Raw genomic sequence first — 20,784 nt, forward strand, 5'->3', positions numbered from 1 at the left:
CTTGCCCATAAAACCCGTCCTCTCTCAGGTCGGATTATAGCTTAGACACCTGTCCGAAAAATGGGGGCCACCTCTGGGGGACGGCAATTTCCACACCCTCATCATCACGGACGACACCGCCGAAGGACACCAGCTTGCCCTTGATCTGGACCGCAAGATCGTGGCCCGCGCCCTGTCGCTGAACGGGTCATGCAGCGGTGAACATGGCGTCGGCATGGGCAAGCTGGAGTTTCTGGAAACCGAGCATGGCGCAGGAAGCCTCAGCGTGATGCGTGCCCTGAAGAACACGATGGACCCGCACCATATCCTCAATCCCGGCAAGCTCCTGCCGCCCGGTCCTGTTTACACGGGCTAAGCTTTCAGGGATCTTTCAGCCAGCTTTCTTTTCAGTCCCTTCCGGATTTCAGCACCATGTCATCACTCTCCAGCCTCTGCCCCGATGTCGTCCTGATCGGTGCCGGGATCATGAGTTCCACGCTCGCCGCCCTGCTGCGGGAGCTGGACCCGTCGCTTTCGATGATAATATTCGAAACGCTGAGCGATTGCGGGCAGGAAAGTTCCTATGCCTGGAACAATGCCGGGACCGGACATGCAGGCAACTGCGAGCTGAACTACACGCCCCAGCGCGCGGATGGCAGCATCGATATCTCCAAGGCGCTGTCCGTTAATACGGAGTTCGATCTCTCGCGGCAGCTCTGGGCCCACTGGGTGCGTGAAGGCCGCATTAACGATCCGGCTTCCTTCGTTCAGCCCTGCCCGCATATCAGTCTGGTCTGGGGGACCGAGGACGTAGCCTTTCTCAAGGCCCGCTATGAAGCCATGGTCGCCCATCACTGCTTTGCCGACATGGAATATACGGACGACCCTGCCGTCATCGCACAATGGGCGCCGCTCGCCATGGCAGGGCGCGACACGACGCAACCCGTTGCGGCCACACGCATCAAGGAAGGAACGGACGTCAATTTCGGCGCCCTGACCCATGCCCTGACCGCGTCGCTCAAGGCAGACCGCAACGTCTCCATCCGCTACAACCATCGCGTCACCGATCTGACGCGGACCGAGGACGGACGCTGGCGCGTTACCGCGACGGATACTGAAAGCGGCCATGTTATAACGGTCCTAACGCGCTTCGTGTTCATCGGCGCGGGCGGCAATGCGCTGCCCCTGCTTCAGGCATCCGGCATTCCCGAAGCGACGCATTATGCGGGTTTCCCCGTGAGTGGCGTGTGGCTGCGCTGCACCGATCCTGCCATCACGCGCCAGCACCACGCAAAGGTCTATGGCAAGGCTCCCGTCGGCTCCCCCCCCATGTCAGTCCCGCATCTCGACACGCGCGTGATCGACGGAAAATCCTGCCTGCTCTTCGGCCCCTATGCCGGTTTTTCCACGAAATTCCTCAAAAGCGGTTCCTGGACGGATTATTTCCGCTCCCTGACGCCAAAAAACATCATTCCCGCTCTGACCGCTGGCAAAGACAATCTCGGCCTGCTGGATTATCTGGTGCGTCAGGTGATCCAGACGAACGATGCGCGTTTCCAGGCACTTCTGGATTTCTATCCGAATGCCCGACCGGAAGACTGGAGCAAGGTCGTGGCCGGTCAGCGGGTGCAGATCATCCGGCCAGACAGCGGATTATATGGAAAACTCCGCTTTGGAACGGAACTCGTGAAAAGTGCCGACCACTCCATCGTGGCCATTCTGGGCGCCTCTCCCGGAGCCTCTGTCACAGCGTCCGTGGCTCTCCAGGTCGTACAGAGCTGCTTTTCCGAGCGGCTTACGGAAACCGACTGGTTCCCGCGTCTGCGTCAGGTTTTCCCCGCCTATGGCGTGGATCTCACGCGGGACGCAGATGCCTGTGCGACGCTTCGTCATGACACGGCACGGGTTCTGGGGATTAGGGCCGAGGCGTGATAATCGCCTTTTTGCAGCCATATCCTGCTCATCGGACGTTACAGAGCCATCCGGGCCTGTTATGATGAATGTGATTTTACATTCATCTGTTTGTATTCACGCTCAGGAATCGATTTGAAACATGACTGATGGTTCGGGCTCCGTGATTACCACCGCCTCACCGCAGGGTTCAAAACGACGGGACAATTCCGCCCGCCAGAAACAGATTTTGGACGTGCTTCTCGAAGCTGGCAGCGCCACCATCGAGGGTCTGGCGGAACGTTTCGACGTCAGCCGGATGACGATCCACCGGGATGCCCATGCGCTGGTTCAGCAGGGTCTGATCGACAAGCTGCATGGCAGTATCGTCCTGCGCAACAAGGTCACGACCCAGAAAACCGTCAATTTCCGCCGTTCGCGCGCAACGGATCTCAAGGATGCTATCATCCAGCGCGCCGTCTCGCTGATCCAGCCAGAGCAGGTTCTGGTCCTCGATGATTCCACAACCGTGGCCGCGATGCTCCCGCTCCTCCCGGCTCTGGCACCGCTGACGATCATCACCAATGCCGTCGGCGTAATCCAGGCACTGTCGCCCTATCCCAATCTGAAACTGATCTGCCTTGGTGGCGACTACAATCCGCCGCGCAATGCGTTTTTCGGTCTGGTCTGCGAGCAGGCCGCGCAGTCCCTGCGAGCGAACATGATGTTCCTCTCGACGTCCATCATCCATAACGGGACCGCGTTCCAGAACGATCAGGACGTGGTGAAGGTCAAGCGGGCCATGATGGACATCGCAGACCAGTGCGTCCTGCTGGTAGACAGCACAAAGTTCCGCAAGGGCGGGTTGCACCGTCTGGCGTCCCTGTCAGAGTTCGACCGGGTCCTGACAGACTCCCAGCTCAAGCCATCAATTGCCAAAGCGCTGGCTCAGGATGACGTAACGCTCGAAATCTGCACCTGAGTGCAGTTCTCAGGCGTCGGGCAACGTTTGCATAAACTGTTTCAGGTTGCCCCGAATTGCTTTTTCAAACAGGGCAAGCGTTTCACTTCCCACGTAATGTTCCACGCCCTCGGAATCGACGCGGGCATTCTCTTCGCTGACGCCCAGCGCCAGAAGAAATGCCTCAACGATCCTGTGCCGGTGCCGTGCCTTGTCCGCCATGTCCTGCCCCGCAGGCGTGAGGAAAACGCCCCGATAGGGCTTTTGCGTGACGTAGCCTTCCGTTGCGAGACGGGCGAGCATCTTCGCCACAGTTGGCTGTGACACGCCCAGACGTCCGGCGATATCGACCTGCCGAGCCTCCTGTCCTTCCGATAGCAGATCGGAAATCAGCTCCACGTAATCCTCGACCAGCACATTGCGACGGGCTTCACGGTTGGCGCGGAACCCTTCGGAATGGGTTTCGACATCGGGCAGCGTCTCTTTAGGCGCGAGGTCCTTCAGCCGTTTTTTCCGTTCCATTTGCGTCCTGTGCCTCTATGCAGAAAACATTATTCACGGCGGAATAAAACATTCCCGACTGTCCTGCCAGTACGATCCATCACAATATCCCGATATTCAGTGTTTTTCATGAGGCTCATCAATATAGCACATTGAATACTGATCCCGAATGGGATTGAATATCTTCCTGATGTCAGACGCCCCTACTCCCCGCACCGCTTCCTCCGAAATCCGCCAGAGCCTGCCCGATGCGTTTTCCAGCATCCGCGTGCCGGGAGCGGACGCGTCGTGGTTCAGCCGCTTCATGGCGTTTGTCGGGCCGGGCTTCATGGTCTCGGTCGGCTATATGGATCCCGGAAACTGGGCCACGGATCTTCAGGGTGGGTCGCGCTACGGCTACACGCTGCTGTGTGTGATCATGCTGTCGAACCTGATGGCCATCCTCCTTCAGGCTCTGTCTGCGCGGCTGGGGATCGCGACGGGGCGTGATCTGGCTCAGGCCTGCCGGGAGCATTTTTCTCCACGCGTGAACATCGTGCTGTGGCTGGCTTGCGAACTGGCCATCATCGCGTGCGATCTGGCGGAAGTTATTGGCACCGCCGTAGCGCTTCAGCTCCTGTTCGGACTGCCTCTTCTGGGCAGCGCACTGCTCTCCATTCTGGACGCCCTGATCGTCCTGCTGCTGATGAACAAAGGATTCCGCTATCTGGAGGCGTTCGTGATTGCGCTTCTCGGCATCATCGCCCTGTGTTTCGGAATCCAGCTTGTCGCGGCAGCCCCTCCCATACACAGCATTCTGACCGGTCTGCTTCCCAACCCGAAAATCGTGACGACGCCCGGGATGCTCTATGTCGCAATCGGTATTATCGGCGCGACCGTCATGCCGCATAACCTGTATCTGCATTCCTCGATCGTGCAGACCCGCGCCTATGACCGCACACCGGCCGGACGTCGGGACGCCATCCGCTGGACGACGTGGGACAGCACGATTGCCCTCACGCTGGCGCTGTTCATCAATGCGGCGATCCTGATCGTGGCGGCGGCAGCATTCCACAATTCCGGCCATCAGGACGTGGCGGAAATCCAGGACGCCTACCGGCTACTCTCCCCAATCCTGGGGCTTGGCATGGCCTCTACGTTGTTCGCGCTGGCCCTTCTGGCGGCAGGTACGAACTCGACAATCACGGGCACTCTCGCCGGGCAGATCATCATGGAGGGCTTCCTGCACCTCCGCATCCCGCACTGGGCACGACGGCTTCTGACGCGCGGACTGGCGATCGTGCCCGTGGCCATCGTCACGCTGATTTACGGCAACCGGGGCGTGGGCGATCTGCTGATGGCCAGTCAGGTTATTCTTTCGCTGCAACTGCCCTTTGCCGTCATACCGCTGGTGATGTTCGTCTCGGACCGTCGGAAAATGGGTGAGTTCGTGATTTCCGCACCCGTTCGCGTCATCTCATGGGGCGTTGCGGGGCTGATCCTGCTGCTGAACTTCAAACTGCTTTACGACACGCTGGCGGGCTGAGCGTCAGGTCGGGTTGGCAACCCACGGGTTCGCCCGGAAAACCGACCAGCCCGTATGCTGCACAAGCCGTTCCAGCGCGCGCGTCCCAAGCAGGGAGTTGCCCTGAGCATTCAGCCCTGGCGACCAGACGGCAATAGACGCTACGCCCGGCGCAATCGCCAGAATACCGCCCCCCACACCGGATTTTCCGGGCAGTCCGACGCGGATGGCAAAGGCGCCAGAGCCGTCATAGTGGCCGCACATCATCATCAGGGCGAGGATCGTCTGGGCGTTGCGCTCTGACATGACCTGCTCGCCCGTGCGCGGATTGCGGCCGCCCGTCATGAGATAGGTGCCGACCTGTGCGAGCTGGTGGCAGCTCATGGTGAGCGCGCACTGGTGGAAATAGAAATCCAGCGTATCCTCGACCACATTGCGGATATTGCCGAAGGTCCGCATGTAGTTCGCCAACGCCATGTTGCGAAAACCGGTCTCACGCTCCTGCCGGGCCACATCTGTGTCGATGTCGATTGAGGACGGGTCACTTACCAGAGGACGCAGGAAATCCAGCAAACGGGTCTGCGCGTTTTCACGGCCATAGCGGGACACCAGAATGTCGGCAATGACGATGGCGCCTGCATTGATGAACGGATTGCGAGGGATCCCCTGCTCGTTTTCCAGCTGGACGATGGAATTGAACGCGCTGCCTGACGGCTCCTGACGCACGCGGCCCCACAGCTCTTTTCCCATGGCATTGAGCGCCATACTCAGGCTGAACACCTTGGACACGCTCTGCACCGAGAACGGGATTTCCGCATCTCCAACTGTATGCGTTTCCCCGTCCATCCCCACGACTGCCATGCCGAAACGGTTCAGATCCACCCGTGCGAGCGGCGGAATATAATTGGCCACCGTGCCCCGTTCGGACGCCGTGCGCATTTCCTCTGCGATCGAGACGATACTGGACGCAAGTGTGGTCATGGAGCCTCGGTGAATGGAGCGCGATGTGACTGAAAGAGCAGGAGTTTCACAGGCTGGTGCGGGTCCGGGCAACCCGCGCAGGCATGAAGAGGGATATGCACCCAAAGCATGGCTGGGAAGACGGACCTTCCCGCCATGCAGGACGCATCAGGGGGAAATCACGCGATGCCGCACCACCTGCCCCACGATGACCAGCGCAGGTGATTTGACCTGCGCTTCAGCGGCCTGTTGCGCGATGCTGGACAGCGTCCCCGTCAGGACCCGTTGCGTAGGCTGCGTTCCACGCTCGACGATGGCCACCGGCCAGTCGATGGGAAGTCCTTTCGCCAGCAGTCCGGCAGCAAGCTGCGGCAGGGTCGAGATCCCCATATAGATCACGACTGTCTGTCGCCGATCGGCCATATCGTCCCACGGCAGATCCAGAACACCATCGGCTTTTGCATGTCCTGTCACGAACAGACAGGCCTGGGCGCAGTCGCGATGTGTCAGGGGAATGCCAGAATAGGCCGCGCATCCATTGGCCGCGGAAATGCCAGGCACCAGCCGGAACGAGACGCCTGCTTCTACCAGAGCCTCGATTTCCTCACCGCCCCGTCCAAAAATGAAGGGGTCCCCCCCCTTGAGGCGCAGAACGCGCTCGCCGGCCTGCGCACGCCGGACCATTTCACGATTGATCTCTTCCTGCGGCAGCGCGTGACGGTTCCGCTGCTTGCCAACGAAAACAAGTTCGGCGTCACGACGCACCATATCCAGCAGGGCCGGAGACAGCAGATTGTCATAGAGGACTGAATCGGCGTTCTGCATCAAATGCAGGGCCTTGAGCGTCAGGAGATCCGGATCGCCCGGGCCAGCACCCACCAGCCAGACTTCTCCGGGCTTGCGATCCGCGTCCAGAAGCGCCCCCAAAAACACATCCGAGCGGCTTTCATCGCCAGCGCGCGCAGCCTCTGCTCCCGGACCGTCCAGAAAGCTTTCCCAGATGCGCTTACGGTCCTGAACTGCGGGATAACGACCGGAAACCAGTGCACGACGGGACTGCATATAGGCCGCGAGACGTCCAGTCCCGTCGGGGAGAAGTGTCTCGATCTGTTCACGCAGACGACGTGCCAGAACGGGCGCTGCTCCGCCGGTGGAGACCGCCACACGCACCATCCCCCGCCGAACCTGCGCAGGCGTGATAAAACTGGAGGGCTGGGGATCGTCCACTGCGCAGACGGGAATATTCAGTTCGTCCGCAAGGGACGCAACCCTCCGGTTGATGTCCCGATTGTCCGTCGCGGCATATACCAGGCGACAGCCCGGCAGATAAGATCTCAGGGCTGTATCATCAGCCCGGCCGCCGACGTGATAGGCCCGACCTTCGTCAATCCAGCCCTGAACAACGGGATGAAGATCCTCGGCCAGAATATCGATGCGCGCGCCATGATCGAGCAGGAGACGCCCCTTGTTAACGGCGATTTCTCCTCCACCCACCAGCAGGACACGGGCGCCTGAAAGCCGAATGGAGATCGGGAACCAACCCGTCTCGGGATTTGCCTCAGGGGAAGATACGGTAGGCTGGATGTTCATCGAGGCGCGGGTTTCCGGATTAGGACATGTCATTGGCTTATGTGCCATATTCAGCGACAGGTAAGCCTCAACGTCAAATCTGAAAGAGAGCCTCGGTCAGGAAACGGGGCGCATGGCCTGAACACCACACGCCCCGTGAGAGGTTGTTACCAGCCGCCCTGACGTCCCGGCCCATTGCTCTGGCCGCCCATGCCGCCCCCATTCATACCGGGGCCACCCATGTTCTGCCCGCCCATATTCTGACCATAGCCCTGATTTCCATGACGGTGATGATGGTGTCCGTCATCACGACGACCATCGTAGGGGCCGTCGCAAGCTGCCAGCGATAAAGAAAGACCGGTACCAAGCGCCAGAGCGATAATCTTTTTCATCATGTTCTCCATCGAAACTGTCTTGGCCCCGATTATGTCGGGCAGAATATGGTGTTCTCAAGGACAGAACGTAACGGAGGATAACAATCCTGGCTTACCGCGAAGAAAGTCCAGCAGACATTCTGATAGAATGTTATAATCGGCCCCAGAAAAGAGACGGGTTGACTGATCCTTCCTCATCACACTGCTTTTTATGGAACATGTCCTGTGCCTGGATTGATCGTCAAAATCTTCAAGTCCATTCAGGACGGCCCCGGTTTTCTTATTCTGCTCGGAATTCTGGCGGTTGCCGTCTTTGTGGGATATGTCATCCTGCATGCACTTGTCGGCTAAGGCATCCGCCCCGGCAGACAAGCGCATCGCCACAGACAGGACCCTCTGCATGACCAAAGGCGATCTTGAAAAGCGCCTCGATTTTCTTCGGGAAGCCTCCCGCCTCAAGGATATTCTCAGACGGACCTATACCCATAGCGGCCAGACCGAAAGCACGGCCGAACACACCTGGGCCCTCTGCCTTCTGGTCATGACCTTCGCCGACCAGCTTGAAGGTATCGATCTTCTGAAGCTTCTGAAAATCTGTATTCTGCATGATCTTGGCGAAGCCATTCACGGCGATGTTCCGGCGATTTCGCTTCATGCTTCTGCCAATAAGGCGGCACAGGAGCGCGAGGATCTGCTGACAATCATGGCGCCGTTGCCCAGCGATCTTCAGGCCGAGTTTCTGGCCCTGTGGGACGAGTATGAAAACGCGGCCTCTCCCGAAGCCCGTCTGGCCAAGGCCTTTGACAAAATTGAAACCATCAGCCAGCACAATGCCGGCCTCAATCCCGATGATTTCGACCACACGTTCAATCTGACTTATGGCCGGAAATATACTGACACCACGGAACTGACCCGACGGATCCGCGCCATTCTGGACGATGAAACGCGCCGGAACATGCTGCGAAGCCAGAACATGGTCGCGGGCTGAAACGCCCTTTCTGCTCGACACAGCGATACAAACCCGCCAGAAACGGCTCCAAATGGCCTTCAGTCGTTACGATACCCTTACAGAATCGTGACATTCTGCATTTGATGCGGACGATCAGGCCCGCACGACAATGCAGGAGCAGGCAGAAGAACGCATGCCGGATCATGACCTGAAAACTCAAGTCGCCGCATCGCTGGCACGCCCCATGGTCCGCCCTGCTCTCAGCCTTGTCTGGGGTCTTGGCAGCCTGTTCTCAACCACTTTCGCACTCGCACAGACCACCGCACATTCCACCACATCCCAAAGCAGTGGCACGACCGTGACCACGTCCACGACGTCCGTAAACGGGGGCGAGAAAATTGTGGTCAAGGGCTATAAGCCCGCCAGCGCCGTGCTGGGGGATGCCAAACCAATCATGCAGATCCAGGCGGACGAAATCCGCTCCTATGGCGTCGATACCGCAGCCGATCTCCTGACGGCCATTGCACCGGAAACGCGCTCAGGACGTGGCGCGACAGGCAATACGCCGGTCGTCCTGCTGAACGGCAAGCGCATTTCCGGTATGCAGGAGGTTAACAATCTGCCGTTCGAGGCCATCGCACGCATCGAAATCTTCACCGAGGAAGAAGCCCTGCGTTACGGCTATCCGGCTGACGAGCGCGTGGTGAACATCATTACCGTGAAGAATTTCCGGGCCGTACGGATGCGGGCGTATGGCAGCACATCCACGGATGGCGGCGGCGATGATGGCGTCCTGGGGGCCAGCTTCACGAAACTTTCCGGAGAGCGCCGGATCAATCTGAGTGCGCGCTATGAAGCGCAGGCACGCCTACTCGACAGTGATCGTGGCGTTACGCCCCCTTCCGCCAGCAGTCTCTATTCCAATGCCGGCAACATCGCGTCGGCCAGCGGGGGCAGCCTTGACCCGGCACTGGATGCTCTCGTTGGACAGAGCGTGACCTCGGCGGGTGTCCCGTCTCTCGCGAGTGGACAGGTCCCGACGCTTCAGGACTTCACGACTTACGCCAATGCGCCGCATGTCAGCTCAAATGCCTCGGACTACAGTCTTCAGCCCAGAACGCATGATCTGGAACTGAATGGTGTCTATGCGGATCAGATTTTCAAGGCCGTCTCGGCCTCGTTCAACGCCAGTTACACCCACAGCAATTCCGAGAGCCTTCAGGGACCGGCACGCGGCATCCTGACGCTTCCAGCCGACAGCCTGTACGCACCGTTTTCGCAGGATACGCTGCTGTACCGGGACTACACGAGTGTCTCCGCCTTGCAGCAGACCTCACATACGGATGCCGTACATGCAGGGCTGAACTTCAACGGAGATGTGGGGGACTGGAAATGGAACAGCACCGAGAGTTTCGACCGCTCCACTACCTCGACCAACAGCCAGACCGGTCTTGATCTGACATCTGCACAGACTGCCCTGACGGACGGAATGGCTGGCTTCGATCCATTCTCGGACGTTGCCCGGAACTGGCTCAATACCCGTCTGGTCAATCACGGACATACCACCGGCACGACCGGCAAGATCACGGGCCTGCTGTCCGGATCGCTGTTTTCCCTGCCCGCTGGCGATGTTTCGACCAGTATTGCCCCAACAGGCACACTGACCGAGCAGAACGCGACGTCTCTCAGTCAGGGCAAACTGCAACGCACCCATATCAGCCGCAGTGTCGGCACACTTCAGATCAACGGCGATATTCCGATTGCCAGTGCGCGAAAACATGTCCTGTCGTTTCTGGGCAAGCTCGATGCGAATATCAACGGTGCCGTCAGTCAGGTGTCCCATTTCGGAACACTGGGAACAATCGGCGGAGGTGTGACATGGGAGCCGGTATCCTGGGTCCAGTTTCCGTTCTCGGTAACCAACCGCACAGAGGCGCCCGCAGCAACAGATCTCATTGCGCCCCAGATCGAAACCCCCAACGTCACGACCTATGATTACGTCACCGGACGCTCCGTACAGGTAACGACCATTTCAGGAGGCAACAGAAGCCTTCAGGCGGCGGACCGGCACGAGATCAGTATCGGCACGATCATTTCCCCGACTTTTCTCGATGGTGCGCGGCTGCATGTCAATTACGTGCGGGATCGCAATCATAACCCGGTCATGAGCCTTCCGACCGCCACGGCCGCCATCGAGGACGCCTTTCCGGACCGTTATCAGCGCAACTCGGATGGTATCCTCGATGTCGTCGATATCCGTCCCGTCAATGCGCTTATGGAAAAGCGGAACGAGTGGAACGCGACGTTCTCGTTTTCCCGACCGCTCGGAAAAAAACCTGCCGGGAAAGGCGGGAAACATGCCGCTGGAGGCCGGTATTACATTGTCCTGACGCAGGTATGGCGCCTCAAGGACACAGTGCAGTTGCGCAGGGGCCTGTCACCGATCGACCTGCTCAATGGAGGCACAATCGGCGGAACAGGCGGCCAGCCGCGGCATGACGTCGAGCTTCAGGGGGGCGTGTTCAGGAACGGGTTCGGCTTCCGCCTCGTCACAAAATGGCAGTCTGCAACTTCCACCCTTGCCAGCACCCACGCCAACAGCCTGTTCTTTAGCGACCTTGCGACCGTAAACACCACAGTCTTTGCCGATCTGGGAGAAATACCCCGCTGGCAGAACCGAAACTGGGCGAAGAATTTTCGAATTAATGTGTCGGTCAGCAATCTGTTCAACAGCCGCATCCGCGCCAGGAATGGTTCCGGCATAACGCCTGCCGGCTACGAACCGGCCTTTCTGGACCCGCTTGGCCGAACCGTATCGTTTTCAATTCGAAAATCGGTCTGAGCCTGTTCAGGCGTTCGGCTCATAAACCCTGTGGAAACGGCTTCCCAGCGAGGTCAGAACCTCATAGCCGATTGTCCCTGCTGACCGGGCCAGCGCATCCACATCCTGTTCAGGTCCCAGCACAGACAACACATCCCCCGCTTTCAGGCCGTCTGGAGCGTCGGTGAGATCAACCGAAATGCTGTCCATCGAGACACGCCCAATCACCGGAAGTCTTGTCTGGCCATGCCAGACAGCCCCTCGCCCAGCCTGAGCGCGGAAGAAGCCGTCCGCATATCCCAGTCCAAGCGTGGCGATCCGTGTGGATCTCGGTGCCATCCAGCCCAACCCGTACCCCACGCGATCTCCGGCCTGTATCGTCCGAATCTGTACGATCCGCGCATCGAGCGAGATGACCGGCTTCAAAGCACGGTTCCCTTCAGCGGGGGCGATCCCGTAAAGAGCCGCCCCTGGCCGGATCAGTTCGAAATGATATTCCGGACCAAGGAAAATTCCGGATGATGCGGCCAGGGAACGCGGCACTCCCGGAAAGGCCATGGCCATGTCCACAAAGCGACTTCGCTGCATCATGTTGGCAGGATTGTCGGGCGTATCCGCGCAGGCCAGATGACTCATCACCAGTTGCAGGTTCAGGCCTTCGAAAACAGACCGATCCTGCAGATCTGCCTCGCTCAGCCCAAACCGGGACATCCCGGTATCGAACTGAAGCGCGGCCGGAAAGGCATAGCCCTGTTCTGCGCAAAGCTGCACCCAGCTTCGCACCTGATCGAGATCGTTGAGAACGGGCACCAGACCATAGGCCTGCATGCTGCCCTCGCATCCGGGCATGAACCCATGCAGTACGAAAATGCGGGTATCCGGCAGGCTTGCGCGTAATGCAATGCCCTCATCAAGATGCGCCACAAAGAAGGTTTTCGCGCCGCACCCAGCAAGCGCCAGGGCCACACGCGCCGCCCCCAGCCCATAGGCATCCGCCTTGACCACGGCAGCGCATTCCGCCCCTGCGCCAAGCCTGGCAACATGAGCATAGTTGTCAGCAATGGCCTTGAGGCTGACGGTAAGCCATGCCCCGGCCCGGGCAAACGCCGGATCCTGATTTTCTGTCTGCATCGAGCTGTCCGTAAGGCTACGATGCTTTCTTATGGCACTCCTGCCGCACGACGCAACGGCGGCGCACTCTTTTCAGAACAGGAATTCTGGGCAACAAGACGGAACGCGTCGCATCCGAACGCAATCTTCGGTCACAAAAAGTGAGTTCAGATTTCCGGGGAAATGCCTATTTCTGGTGCCTAACAGGATTAACGGCAAGACTGTCACGAAAGTTTCCATAAATTGATGTCAGACGACTCTTCGTCTTCTCAGGCTGCAAGACCCGGCGGTGTCCAGCGCGTCATGAGCAATCTGGGTGTCCTTCTGGGAGGACGCGCAGTCAACGCGCCGTTAAGCCTCATTCATATCTGGCTGGCGACCCATCTGCTGGGAAGCTACAGTTTCGGCCTCGTTGCAATGATGTATGCCTTTGCGCGAACGATGGGCGATATCGTTGACTTCCAGTCCTGGCAGACGGTGCTGCATTATGGTCTGAAGCCACTGACGCAAGGTGATCGTCGCAGTTTCCAGAAAATCGTTTCCTTCAGTCTTCTGCTGGACAGTCTTGGCGGCCTGCTGGGCTTTGGCGGCGGTATCCTCATCAGTCTCCTGGCCATGAATTTTCTAGGCTGGCCACCTCAGATCCATATCACTGGCGTCGTTTACTGCGTCTCCATCCTCTTCATGGCTTCTGCCACGGCAACTGGCCTTCTGCGGGTTTTCGACCGGTATGATCTGCTGGCCGTACAGGGCACCGTCGCGACTATCGTCCGTGTGATCGGCACGGCCTCAATGGCTCTGGGCTGGGCGTCGGTGACGGCGCTTGCGAGCGTCTGGATCGCCGCGGAAGCCGCTGCATGGAGCACCATCTTCTTCATGGCGGCCCGTGAAATGTACCGCCGCGATCTGATCCGCGGCCTGTTTCACGAGATGCGCGGCATTCTGCCCGAAATCCTGAGTGGGCAGTTTTTCCGCACCTATCCGGGGATCTGGCGTTTCGCGCTGAACACAAACCTCAATTCCACCCTCGCCCTCGCGTTCGGTCATATTGGAACACTCGTGGTTGGCGCCTTTGTCGGCCCGACGAGTGCTGGCTATTACCGGATTGCAAGTCAGATCGCGGCGGGGATCGCCAAGCCCGCCACCCTGATCCAGACAACCGTCTATCCCGAAATGGCCCGGCTGTGGCGTGACCGGGCCATGAACCGCCTGTATCGCATGACGGGACAAATCGCTCTGATGGCGGGCGGCATTGGCACGGCCCTGCTTCTGCTGACCCTGTTCGCAGGACGCCCTCTCCTGCAACTCTACATTGGCCATAAAGGGGCGACTGAGGCCCTGCCGGTCACGCTGTGGCTGCTTGCCGCAGAAGTGGTCACCGTCTGGGGGCTCCCCCTTGAGCCACTGCTGTTCACCACGAACCGCTCGGGTGCAGCAATCGGGGCCCGCATCCTCGAGTGTCTGTTTTTTCTCCCGGTCCTTGTGATGATGGTTCGCCAGTACGGGCTGAGCGGCGTCGGACCGGCCACATTGTGTGGCGTCACACTGCTGATCACGATCCAGCTTGTTTTTGTCGTCCGTGCCGCCCGCAGCCCTACGGGAATTCCGGCATGAAAGTGGCCTTTCCCCTTATCGGGCAGCGTCACCAGACCCTGCATGCCCTGCCAATCGCGCTGGAAATCTCCGCACGTCACCCCGACGTCGCGGTCCACGTGTCCTGCCTGACCGTAAGCCATCTCGAACTGGCCCGTTCGCTGGCGACACTCTATCCCGAAGCCCGGGTACAATTTGATCTGCTACCCATTTCTCCGAAGCTCCGCCGTCGGATCGAACAGCATGGCCTGCGGGTCGTGGACCGCTTGATCGGACTTTTCGCCTCCCGGCACTATTTCCGGACCTTTGATGCGATCATCGTGCCGGAAGCGACGTCGTTGCAACTTCGTCGTGTGGGGGTGCGCCGCCCGAAAATGATCTGGACCGGGCATGGCGCCGGGGACCGGGCGATCGGATTTGCCAAACATCTCGGAAAATTCGACTTCCTGCTGGTCCCCGGACGCAAGGTGGAACAGCGCATGCTGGAAAAAGGCATCATCCGCCCCGGCGCCTATCATCGCGGGACCTATGCCAAGTTTGATCTCGTGCGGCGCATGGATGCGAAACGACCCAAGCTCTTCAACAACAGCCGGCCGACGATCCTGTATAATCCGCACTTCCTGCGCCGCCTGTCATCATGGCCGGAAATGGGGCAGCAGATCCTGAAGTTTTTTGCCGACCAGGATCGCTACAACCTTGTTTTCGCGCCTCATTTCCGACTCTTCGACAATCACCGCGAGGAGGGGGAAGCCCTGAAACGACAGTATGGGCACCTTCCGCACATGCTGATTGACCCGGGCAGCCACCGCAGCATCGACATGACCTACACGATGGGCGCAGACCTCTATCTGGGCGATGTCAGCAGTCAGGTGGCCGAATTCATGATCCGCCCGCGCCCTTGTCTCTTCCTCAACGCCCACCATGTGAAATGGCATGGCAATCCGGATTACCAGTTCTGGAACCTGGGGCCGGTGACGGAAAACGTGTCGGATCTGGGCCGCAAGATCGAGAATGCCTTCGAAACGCATCCTCGTTTTCTTGAGGCGCAGCGCCAATATGTATTAGAGACATTCGAAACACTGGGTGATGAGCCCACCGCACCCGCTGCTGCGGATGCAATTGTCGATTTTCTGAAAAGGGCTGCCTGATGTCAGGCGATCCAAACGGAGCTAGTCCAGGTTTGACCGAGGCCAACCAGAACCCAACCGCCAATCCCGTTCCGACGCCAAGCCGTTCCGGCTTGGAAAGACGTTACGGTGATTTCCCCAGCTTTGCAGCCGCACTTGATTACGCGGCTCAGGGTGAGAGCGGATTCAACATCTATTCCGGCCGGGGGCAGCTTCTTGAAGCGCTGCCTTACCGTCTGCTGCGCGAGCAGGCCCGCTCCATGGCCTGCCGTCTGCTGGGCCTTGGTCTCGTTCCTGGTGACCGTGTTGCGATCGTTGCGGAAAGCGATGGCGATTTTGCGCGGATTTTCTTTGGCTGCCAGTATGCCGGCCTCGTTCCCGCGCCTCTGCCCCTTCCCGTCGCGTTCGGCGGAAAAGAAGGCTATGTGGGAACCCTGCGCGGCATGATCCAGGTCGCCTCAGCCCGTGCCGTTGTCGTGCCGGACGTGATCGGAAGCTGGACCGGAGATATCGTTGACGGTCTCGATCTGGTCTTCGGCGGCTCACCCGCAGATCTGTATCGCCATGCCGAAGCCCGGATCGAACTTCCGGAAATTTCTTCGACCGCCCTGTCCTATCTCCAGTTTTCTTCGGGCAGCACGCGCTTTCCGATGGGTGTTTCGGTCACACAGGCGGCGGGGATGGCCAATGCCCGCGCTATCGCCCGGGACGGCCTTCACGTTCATCCTGCGGAAGATCCTCGTGATGACCGCTGCGTCTCGTGGCTGCCGCTGTATCACGACATGGGTCTCGTCGGCTTCTTCCTGACGCCCCTGACCTGCCAGCTGTCTGTTGACCTGCTGCCGACCCGCGAGTTCGCGCGCCGCCCGCATGTCTGGCTGGACCTGATCTCCCGCAACCGCGGCACGATCGCCTACAGCCCGTCCTTCGGTTACGAGCTCTGCTCGCGCCGGAGCGGTCAGGCCGATCTGGACCTGTCGTGCTGGCGCATTGCTGGCATCGGTGGCGACATGATCCGCCATCACATCCTTGAAGGTTTCGCCGAGCGTTTCGCCTCCAACGGTTTCCGGGCCAGCGCCTTCGTTGCAAGCTACGGCATGGCTGAGGCGACCCTCGCCATCAGCTTTGCTCCGCTCGACACCGGCATACAGACCGACACGATCGATCTGCGTCGCCTTGAGAAGGATGGCATTGCCGAGCCCTCCAACGACCCGTCACTTCCGCTGCGAACCTTCGTCCTGTGCGGTGAAGCCCTCCCCGACCATCAGATCGAGGTTCGCGACGCAGCAGGCCGTGACCTGGCGGACCGCCAAGTGGGCACCGTCTATGTACGGGGGCCGAGTCTCATGTGTGGCTATTTCCGCCGTCCCGATGAGACGGAGGCCGTCCTGGATGCAGATGGCTGGCTGAACACCGGTGACCTTGGCTATCACCTTAACGGCCAGATCGTCGTCACCGGACGCGCCAAGGATCTCATCATCATCAACGGCCGTAACATCTGGCCGCAAGATCTGGAATGGTCCGCCGAAAGCGAGATCTCGACGCTGCGTTCACGTGACGTTGCCGTGTTCTCCATCGATGCTGAAGAAGGTGAAAAGATCGTAGCCCTCGTCCAGTGTCGCGCGACTGAGGATGCAAGCCGTAACCAGCTTCGCGATGAGGTTACGAGTCTGTTCCGCCGCCAGCATGGCGTAGATGTCGACGTCATTCTTGTGCCGCCCCGTATGCTGCCCCAGACATCCTCGGGAAAGCTGACCCGCGCGAAGGCCAAGACCATGCTGCTCTCCGGCCAGTTCGATCAGCAACCCGAAACCACGTCTTCGGTCGCCTGATACTCTACCGGCTCCTGCTCCCCGAACGCCTGAAAAGGCAAAGGGGTGGCGAACGGGGCCGGTTTGGAGCATAAGGCTTGCCCAAGATTGCACAGACACCGAGAGTTGAAGTCCATGACTGACAGCGTCGCCGGCATTTCCGGAATGATCATTGAGAAACTGCTTGCCAATCCGAAAGTTCCCCGGGACATCGATGGCAACAGCAAGATTGTCGAAGACCTTGCCTTTGACAGCCTGGCCGTCATGAACTTCGTCATGGAAATCGAAGACGAGCTGGACGTTTCGGTACCGCTGGACAAGCTTGCGGACATCCGGACCATCAACGATCTTGCCGGTTGCCTGCACACGCTGAAGGTTGCCCACGCGTGACTGATATCTTCGCCAAGCATCAAGGGCTGCGCGAAGCCTATGACGGCCTGACGGCCGCGTCACCACGGAACCCGTTTGAGGTCGTGATCGAACGTCCGATTTCCGCCAGTGTGGGAATTATCGAGGGCCGCGAGACGCTGCTGTTCGGGACCAACAACTATCTTGGTCTCAGCCAGTCGAAAAAGGCCATCAAGGCGGCTGTGGAAACGGCCGAGACGATGGGTGTGGGCACAACAGGTTCGCGCATTGCAAACGGCACTTTCGGCCTGCACCGCAAGCTTGAAGCCCAGCTCGCCGAATTCTTCCGTCGCAAGCACTGCATGGTATTTTCCACCGGATATCAGGCCAATCTGGGCACGATTTCGGCTCTGGTGAACAAGGACGACGTCCTGCTACTCGATGCGGACAGCCATGCCAGCATCTATGATGGTGCCAAGCTTTCGGGCGCGCAGGTCATCCGCTTCCGTCACAACGATCCGGTCGATCTTGAAAAGCGTCTGGCACGCCTGAAGGACCACACGGGCGCCAAGCTCATCATCGCCGAGGGCATTTACTCCATGACGGGCAATGTTGCCCCGCTGGACAAGTTCGTCGATATCAAGACACGCCACGGCGCGTATCTGATGGCTGACGAAGCGCATTCGTTCGGCGTTCTGGGTGCACATGGCCGTGGCGTTGCCGAAATGCAGGGCTGTGAAGACGGGATCGACTTCGTGGTCGGCACCTTCTCCAAGTCCCTCGGGACCGTCGGCGGCTACTGCGTCACGAACCATGACGGCGTGGACCTGATGCGTCTGTGCTCACGTCCCTACATGTTCACGGCGTCTCTGCCCCCCGAAATCATTGCAGCCACCATGGCCGCGCTTGAAGACATGCAGGCCCGTCCCGAACTGCGGACGAAGCTTCAGGAGAATGCAGCACGTCTGCATTCCGGACTTCAGAAGGCTGGCCTGAAAACGGGCGAGCACGTCTCCCCGGTCGTTGCCGTAACGCTGGAGACCGTGGATCAGGCCGTGGGCTTCTGGAACGCGCTGCTGGAAAACGGGGTCTATGTGAACCTGTCACTCCCGCCAGCCACGCCAGACAACCGGCCGCTGCTGCGCTGCTCGGTCATGGCAGCCCATTCCCCCGAGGAAATCGACCGCGCCGTGGCCGTCTTCGCCGAAGTCGCCCGGCACTTCGGCCTTTAATCCATAAAAATGGGGGATCCACCGGATCCCCCATTTTTATTCAGACTGTCGGACGCTTCAGAAGCCTCCGGGCCCGCCACAGAAGCAATGGCAGCATCACAAGCGGATGCCGGCTCTCAAAGGGCGACAGCTCCATATCAAAACCCGTATGGCGCTGGATCTTCCAGGCAAGATAGGACGCGCCGTTTTCAAACGTGAAAGCGGCTTTCAGCAGTCTGGCTACATTACGCGGGCGGCCGGACGTCTGAATCAGCGCCCAGCGACGGGCCGCTCTCTGACGGAGGCCAGTGTCAATGACGGGTTCGAGCCGATCCCCGTGAGCCGAAAACTGAAGATGCCCCCGCGCCCATCCGAGAGGCAGCAAAGCGGCGTAACGGACCTCCTGCCCTTCCAGAATACTGTTACCCCGGCCTTTTTTCTCAACCCGAAGTTCTGAAGCGTAGGTATGAGCAAAAAGGGTCTGCCAGAAGCCCAGCGCCGTCATGGACGCCTCGCCCAGAAGAGCCGCCCAGCACGACGCCGTCGTCACGCAACCCGCAATCAGCGACAGGATGGCATCCGCACTTTCCGGATCACGCACCCAGACCAGCCGTACCGGCTGGCAGAACCGCGCCCAGATTGTCGTATCCAGTGCGGCGAGACCGGTTCGGGCCTCGAATTGCGAGCGTGATAGAACCGCGATTTTCGCTCTCAGAACACGGCCGCCATGATGGAACTCGGAATAGCGGACATTGGGCGGCAGAACGAGGTTGCCGGTTCGGGCAACCAGACCGCCTGAAAAACCTTCGGCGTCTTCGGTGACGATATAGAAGTCGAGAATACCGTCCGGGTCAGCTTTTCGAAGCAGCGATCCGTAAAACAGCACGCCGAGCGGAAGAACGGGACACGCATGCGCCAGCGCATCGGCAAAGGCGACCACACCGGGATCAACCGGGGTCGTCAATTCGCCAATCAGGCGCTGCTCGAGCGCATCAGGCATGCAGGAACCGGAAACCGGGCGCACGTTCCAGATGCAGAACACCATCAGGCGCAGCTGTGAAGACTTCACCATCCAGCACGAAATCGCTCTCTGTCACCAGCGTCATGTCATCCGTGCGACCGCTGACATAGTCCGGATGACGGCGCAGCCATCGGGGGGCACGGCCGAACAGCAGCGCTGCCGTGGCCCGCAGGAGGCTGTCAGGGCGGGCGTTCACATCCAGATAGCGAAGGCCTTCGACATTGGGCTCAGCATCCCAGAACGGCCAGATCCCACGGGACAGGCAGGACAGGCCGGTGACGAGGAACATGAAGCTCTGTCCATCATAGGCATGGCCACCCGTCTCGATCCGCAGAGGATCCCCCTTGAGCCACGCTTCACGGCTCCGGCGGAACATAAGACTGACAAACGTGGTGAGCAGGGTAATACCGACAGCCAGATCATGCGGGGCAAAGCGCAGAACCGTAGGAGAATGGGCAATCCGCACGGCCCGCGCGAAGCCTGCACACCCGCCGAAAAGCCCCAGTACCGGCATACGATCTGTTCCAGGCCAGGACAGGCGGATCGGTGTGCGAATGCTGGAACGCAACGCGCCCTTGCGCAGACGATGGATCGCATCCATACCCCGCAGCCCGAAACCTACGTCACTCGCAATCAGGTTCGTATTCCCTGATGCCAGAACCACGATATCGGGAAGCTTATCAGCAGGGTAAGCCCGCGCAATAGCGGTCAGGGCAGTGCTGACCGTCCCGTCTCCCCCGTCGATGAGGATGGTATCAACACCACGCTCGTACAGCTGACGGACATGGTCAGTGGTCCCTTCCCGGCTATCGGAAGGAACAAAATCCTTCCCCAGAAGGGCCTCGGCCTCGACAGCAAAACTGGAACCGTTCCGGCGGTTTTTCCGGCTACGGGCATTATGGATCAAGGCTATGCGCACTAGGGAGGCAATCTTCGTATGGCGTTCGGCTATGCGGGCGGGTCTAGCACGGCTATGATGGAACTGCCAGAACAAGGCATCCCGGTGCGACCGGAAGCCGGTTCCTGGCGTGGATACTGACAAGGCCCTTTTCTGA

18 protein-coding genes and 1 pseudogene are annotated in these 20,784 nt (G+C 59.5%); 12 read left to right on the forward strand and 7 right to left on the reverse strand.

All coding sequences use genetic code 11. The annotated features are described in order from the left end of the window. Window positions 1-73 precede the first annotated feature (73 nt). From JK202_RS08010 to JK202_RS08020, 3 genes and pseudogenes are all read left to right on the forward strand, one after another. A pseudogene (locus JK202_RS08010) lies at window positions 74-355 on the forward strand (FAD-linked oxidase C-terminal domain-containing protein); the annotation flags it as partial. Window positions 356-411: 56 nt separating this feature from the next. Next, on the forward strand, window positions 412-1,911 hold the full coding sequence (mqo, locus tag JK202_RS08015) for a malate dehydrogenase (quinone) (RefSeq protein WP_211559981.1): 1,500 nt from the start codon (window positions 412-414) through the stop codon (window positions 1,909-1,911). 121 nt (window positions 1,912-2,032) lie between these two features. Beyond that, on the forward strand, window positions 2,033-2,851 hold the full coding sequence (locus JK202_RS08020) for a DeoR/GlpR family DNA-binding transcription regulator (protein ID WP_211559983.1): 819 nt from the start codon (window positions 2,033-2,035) through the stop codon (window positions 2,849-2,851). 9 nt (window positions 2,852-2,860) lie between these two features. Here JK202_RS08020 and mntR read toward each other — a convergent pair whose 3' ends face one another. Beyond that, window positions 2,861-3,352 carry a manganese-binding transcriptional regulator MntR gene (mntR, locus tag JK202_RS08025; RefSeq protein WP_211559985.1) on the reverse strand — a complete coding sequence of 164 codons (492 nt, stop codon included), beginning with the start codon at window positions 3,350-3,352 and terminating at the stop codon, window positions 2,861-2,863. A gap of 169 nt (window positions 3,353-3,521) precedes the next feature. Here mntR and JK202_RS08030 point away from each other — a divergent pair, with 169 nt between their 5' ends. Continuing rightward, on the forward strand, window positions 3,522-4,856 hold the full coding sequence (locus tag JK202_RS08030; protein ID WP_249199812.1) for an Nramp family divalent metal transporter: 1,335 nt from the start codon (window positions 3,522-3,524) through the stop codon (window positions 4,854-4,856). Between the two features lie 3 nt (window positions 4,857-4,859). Here JK202_RS08030 and JK202_RS08035 read toward each other — a convergent pair whose 3' ends face one another. From JK202_RS08035 to JK202_RS08045, 3 genes are all read right to left on the reverse strand, one after another. After that, window positions 4,860-5,816, reverse strand: a complete 957-nt coding sequence (locus JK202_RS08035; protein WP_211559989.1) for a glutaminase — start codon at window positions 5,814-5,816, stop codon at window positions 4,860-4,862. Window positions 5,817-5,963: 147 nt separating this feature from the next. Then, complete coding sequence (cysG, locus tag JK202_RS08040) at window positions 5,964-7,385, reverse strand: siroheme synthase CysG (protein ID WP_211559991.1); 1,422 nt, start codon at window positions 7,383-7,385, stop codon at window positions 5,964-5,966. A gap of 146 nt (window positions 7,386-7,531) precedes the next feature. Continuing rightward, the gene (locus tag JK202_RS08045; RefSeq protein ID WP_211559993.1) at window positions 7,532-7,759 is read right to left on the reverse strand and encodes a hypothetical protein; all 228 of its coding nucleotides are present in this window, start codon (window positions 7,757-7,759) and stop codon (window positions 7,532-7,534) included. 204 nt (window positions 7,760-7,963) lie between these two features. On the opposite strand from JK202_RS08045, the gene JK202_RS16405 reads away from it, so the two are divergent. The 3 genes from JK202_RS16405 to JK202_RS08055 all read left to right on the forward strand — a co-directional run bounded on the left by JK202_RS16405 (window position 7,964) and on the right by JK202_RS08055 (window position 11,529). Then, window positions 7,964-8,089 carry a hypothetical protein gene (locus JK202_RS16405; RefSeq protein WP_283091791.1) on the forward strand — a complete coding sequence of 42 codons (126 nt, stop codon included), beginning with the start codon at window positions 7,964-7,966 and terminating at the stop codon, window positions 8,087-8,089. A gap of 49 nt (window positions 8,090-8,138) precedes the next feature. Then, on the forward strand, window positions 8,139-8,726 hold the full coding sequence (locus JK202_RS08050; RefSeq protein ID WP_211559995.1) for an HD family hydrolase: 588 nt from the start codon (window positions 8,139-8,141) through the stop codon (window positions 8,724-8,726). A 154-nt stretch (window positions 8,727-8,880) separates the two neighbouring features. Then, window positions 8,881-11,529 carry a hypothetical protein gene (locus JK202_RS08055; RefSeq protein ID WP_211559997.1) on the forward strand — a complete coding sequence of 883 codons (2,649 nt, stop codon included), beginning with the start codon at window positions 8,881-8,883 and terminating at the stop codon, window positions 11,527-11,529. 6 nt (window positions 11,530-11,535) lie between these two features. Here JK202_RS08055 and alr read toward each other — a convergent pair whose 3' ends face one another. Beyond that, the gene (gene alr, locus JK202_RS08060; protein WP_211559999.1) at window positions 11,536-12,639 is read right to left on the reverse strand and encodes an alanine racemase; all 1,104 of its coding nucleotides are present in this window, start codon (window positions 12,637-12,639) and stop codon (window positions 11,536-11,538) included. Between the two features lie 225 nt (window positions 12,640-12,864). Here alr and JK202_RS08065 point away from each other — a divergent pair, with 225 nt between their 5' ends. The 5 genes from JK202_RS08065 to spt all read left to right on the forward strand — a co-directional run bounded on the left by JK202_RS08065 (window position 12,865) and on the right by spt (window position 18,729). Then, window positions 12,865-14,232: a lipopolysaccharide biosynthesis protein gene (locus JK202_RS08065; protein WP_211560001.1), complete on the forward strand. Its 1,368-nt coding sequence runs from the start codon at window positions 12,865-12,867 to the stop codon at window positions 14,230-14,232. Next, window positions 14,229-15,359 (forward strand): sensor domain-containing protein, encoded by a 1,131-nt coding sequence (locus JK202_RS08070; RefSeq protein WP_211560003.1) that lies wholly within the window; start codon window positions 14,229-14,231, stop codon window positions 15,357-15,359. The genes JK202_RS08065 and JK202_RS08070 overlap by 4 nt, the downstream gene beginning before the upstream one ends. Further along, window positions 15,359-17,170, forward strand: a complete 1,812-nt coding sequence (locus tag JK202_RS08075; RefSeq protein WP_211560005.1) for a fatty acyl-AMP ligase — start codon at window positions 15,359-15,361, stop codon at window positions 17,168-17,170. The genes JK202_RS08070 and JK202_RS08075 overlap by 1 nt, the downstream gene beginning before the upstream one ends. Before the next feature lie 114 nt (window positions 17,171-17,284). After that, window positions 17,285-17,539: an acyl carrier protein gene (locus JK202_RS08080; RefSeq protein WP_011253570.1), complete on the forward strand. Its 255-nt coding sequence runs from the start codon at window positions 17,285-17,287 to the stop codon at window positions 17,537-17,539. Further along, window positions 17,536-18,729 (forward strand): serine palmitoyltransferase, encoded by a 1,194-nt coding sequence (gene spt / locus JK202_RS08085; RefSeq protein ID WP_211560007.1) that lies wholly within the window; start codon window positions 17,536-17,538, stop codon window positions 18,727-18,729. The genes JK202_RS08080 and spt overlap by 4 nt, the downstream gene beginning before the upstream one ends. 40 nt (window positions 18,730-18,769) lie before the next feature. Here the strand turns inward: spt and JK202_RS08090 are convergent, their stop codons facing one another. After that, window positions 18,770-19,708: a hypothetical protein gene (locus JK202_RS08090; RefSeq protein ID WP_211560009.1), complete on the reverse strand. Its 939-nt coding sequence runs from the start codon at window positions 19,706-19,708 to the stop codon at window positions 18,770-18,772. Continuing rightward, window positions 19,701-20,771, reverse strand: coding sequence for a diacylglycerol kinase family protein (locus JK202_RS08095; RefSeq protein WP_249199814.1), 1,071 nt, complete (start codon window positions 20,769-20,771; stop codon window positions 19,701-19,703). Before JK202_RS08095 ends, JK202_RS08090 begins: the two co-directional genes overlap by 8 nt. Between the last annotated feature and the right edge of the window lie 13 nt (window positions 20,772-20,784).

It is taken from the genome of Gluconobacter sp. Dm-62, assembly GCF_018256155.1.
Classification (GTDB): Bacteria; Pseudomonadota; Alphaproteobacteria; order Acetobacterales; family Acetobacteraceae; genus Gluconobacter.